At 77.6% G+C, this 2757-nt stretch carries 3 protein-coding genes; all 3 read right to left on the reverse strand.

The window, feature by feature from the left end; all coding sequences use genetic code 11:
* A partial coding sequence (locus WCS02_RS19385) for a glutamate mutase L (protein WP_340295922.1) occupies positions 1 to 1197 on the reverse strand: 1197 nt, incomplete at its 3' end.
* A 51-nt stretch (positions 1198 to 1248) separates the two neighbouring features.
* A complete protein-coding gene (locus tag WCS02_RS19390) occupies positions 1249 to 2481 on the reverse strand; it encodes a cystathionine gamma-synthase (RefSeq protein WP_340295923.1) in 1233 nt (410 codons plus the stop codon).
* Positions 2478 to 2757 (reverse strand): hypothetical protein (locus WCS02_RS19395; protein WP_340295924.1); only part of this gene is annotated, 280 nt, incomplete at its 5' end. The genes WCS02_RS19395 and WCS02_RS19390, both read right to left, overlap by 4 nt.

Here is a 2757-nt window from a genome sequence, read left to right on the forward strand (position 1 = left end):
GGCGTGCCGGCGGAGCGCCGTCACCGCGGCGACCGCGGCCAGACCGGTGTCGAGCGACAGCGCCGCCGGGTCCTCGGCGAGCCTGCCGGGCTCCGCAGCGAGGGCCGCCGTGCGCTCCGCCAGGTCCCCGTCGTCAGCGACCGCGTCAGCCGACCCGGGCCGACCGCCAGACCCGGCCGCCGCCTCGGCAAATCGGGCGGTCAGCCCCTCGACCCCTGCCGCGGCGAGCACCCCGGGGGCGGACCAGCGCATCCCCAGGTCGCCCTCGACGGTGCGCGAGGCGGCCTCGGTGCCGGCGACGTCGTCCTCGACGCTGTCGGCCGCGGGCTGGCTGAGCACGGAGTACACGTCGGTCGTCGCGCCGCCGACGTCGACCGCGAGCACGCCGCCGGGGAACGCCCCTGCCAGCCGCTGCACCCCGGCGAGCACGGCGTCGGGGGTGGCCGCGAGCACCAGCTGCTCGAAGCCGCGGCCCGACGACAGCCGCCCGCCGCCGATGACGTGGCGCAGGAACGCCGCGCGCACGGCCTCCCGCGCGGGCCCGGGGTCCAGGTGGCCGATCCGCGGCAGCACGTTGGCCACCCGGTCGACGACCACGCCCCGGTCCGCCAGCACCTGCTCGGCCTCGGTCGCCACCTCGGCGTTGCCCGCGAGGACGACCGGCAGCCCGGCCGGGCCGAGCACCGGCGCGAGCGCGGCGGCGGCGGCTAGCAGGGCCTCGCCGTCCCCGCCGTCGGTGCCCCCGGTGAGGACGACGACGTCCGGGCGGGCGGCCAGCAGCGCGGCGACGTCGTCGGGCCCGAGCCGTCCCGAGGCCAGGTGGACGACCCGGCCCCCCGCGGACACGGCCGCCCGGCGGGCCGCCTCGGCGGTGACGACCCGCTCGTAGCCCACGACGGCCAGCCGCAGCCCGCCGCCGGCGGAGCTGCACACCAGCGGCGCCCCGAAGGCGACCGGGTGGGCGCCGACCTGCTCCCCGAGCAGCGCGAGCACGCCGGACACCCCGTCCATGACGTCGGTGCCCACGGTCGTCCGGTGCTGCGCGGTGGCGACCACGCCGTCGCAGCGCAGCACCGCCGGGGCGCTCCCGGTGCCCGGCTGCACCCGCACCGACCCCGCGACCGTGGCCGCGGGGTCGACGAGCAGCGCCTTCGTCCACGTCGACCCGACGTCGACGCAGACCCTGAGGTCACTCATCCGCTGCGTCCCGGTCGCGAGGGCTGTCCCGGGGGACGGCTGCGCACGGCCTCAGGCCGAGGCGGCCGCGAGCGCGTCGTCGAGGTCCGCGATCAGGTCCTCGGCGTCCTCGAGCCCGACCGACAGGCGCACCAGGTCGTCCGGCACCTCGAGCACGGTGCCCGCGACGGACCCGTGCGTCATGGCGCCGGGGTGCTCGATGAGGGACTCGACGCCACCCAGGCTCTCGGCGAGCAGGAACGTCCGGGTCGACGCGCACGCCTTGAGCGCGGCGTCGCGGCCCTGCCGCAGCCGGAAGCTCACCATCCCGCCGAAGCCGCGCATCTGGCGGGCGGCGACCTCGTGGCCGGGGTGCGTGGGCAGGCCGGGGTACAGCACCTCCGACACCGCGTCGTGCTCGCTCAGGTACGCCGCGACCCGGGCGGCGGTGGCGCTGTGGCGCTCCATCCGCACGGCCAGGGTCTTGAGCCCGCGCAGGGTGAGGAACGCGTCGAACGGGCCGGACACCGCGCCCATGGCGTTCTGGTGCCAGGCCAGCCGGTCGGCGAGCGGCTCGTGGGTGTGCGGGTCCAGGACCGCGCCCGGCGCCTCGGGCGCCCGGACGACCAGCGCGCCGCCGACGACGTCGCTGTGGCCGCCGACGTACTTGGTCGTGGAGTGCACGACGACGTCCGCGCCCAGGGCGAGCGGGTTCTGCAGGTACGGGCTGGCGAAGGTGTTGTCGACGACCAGCAGCGCGCCCGCCTCGTGGGCGACCGCGGCGACGGCCTCGATGTCCGTGACGGCGAGCAGCGGGTTGGTCGGGGTCTCCACCCAGACGAACCGGGTGCTGCCGGGGACGATCGCGGCCGCGACGGCGGCGGGGTCGGAGGAGGCGGTGCTGAACCCGACGCCCCACGGCTCGGCGACCCGGGCGAACAGCCGGTAGGTGCCGCCGTAGGCGTCCCCGGGCAGCACGACGTGGTCGCCGGGACGGGTGAGGGTGCGGATGACCGCGTCCTCGGCGGCCAGGCCGGAGGCGAACGACATCGCCAGCGTCGGCTCGCCGCCTGCGGTCTCGACGGAGGCCAGCGCCTGCTCCAGCGCGGTCCGGGTGGGGTTGCCCGAGCGGCTGTACTCGTAGCCGACACCCAGCCCGGTGCGCAGCCCGCCGACGCCGTCCTGGGCGTAGGTGGACGTCGCGTAGATCGGCGGGATGACGGCGCCGGTCTGCGGGTCCGGCTCGGAGCCGACGTGGATGGCCCTGGTGGAGAAGCCCTGGCTGGTGCGGTCCGGTGCGTTCACCGACCAAGGCTAACGGGGGCCGCGGCACCAGGCTGCAGCGCGGGCAGCACGGCCGGCAGCACGACGGCGAGGACGACGACCGCCTGGCTGAGCGCCTGGACGAGCAGGAAGCGGCGCCAGCTCGGCACCAGCGCGGCCACCTCGACCCGGGTCCCGGACGGCAGCACCGCCGCGAGCGACGCCCCGACGTGGACCAGGTGCACGGCGAGCACCGTCGCCGCGTCGCGCCCGTCGACCCCGCCGCCGCCCAGCACGGCGAGGGCGCCGAGGCCCGCG

It is taken from the genome of Aquipuribacter hungaricus (assembly GCF_037860755.1).
Taxonomy (GTDB): Bacteria; Actinomycetota; Actinomycetes; order Actinomycetales; family JBBAYJ01; genus Aquipuribacter; species Aquipuribacter hungaricus.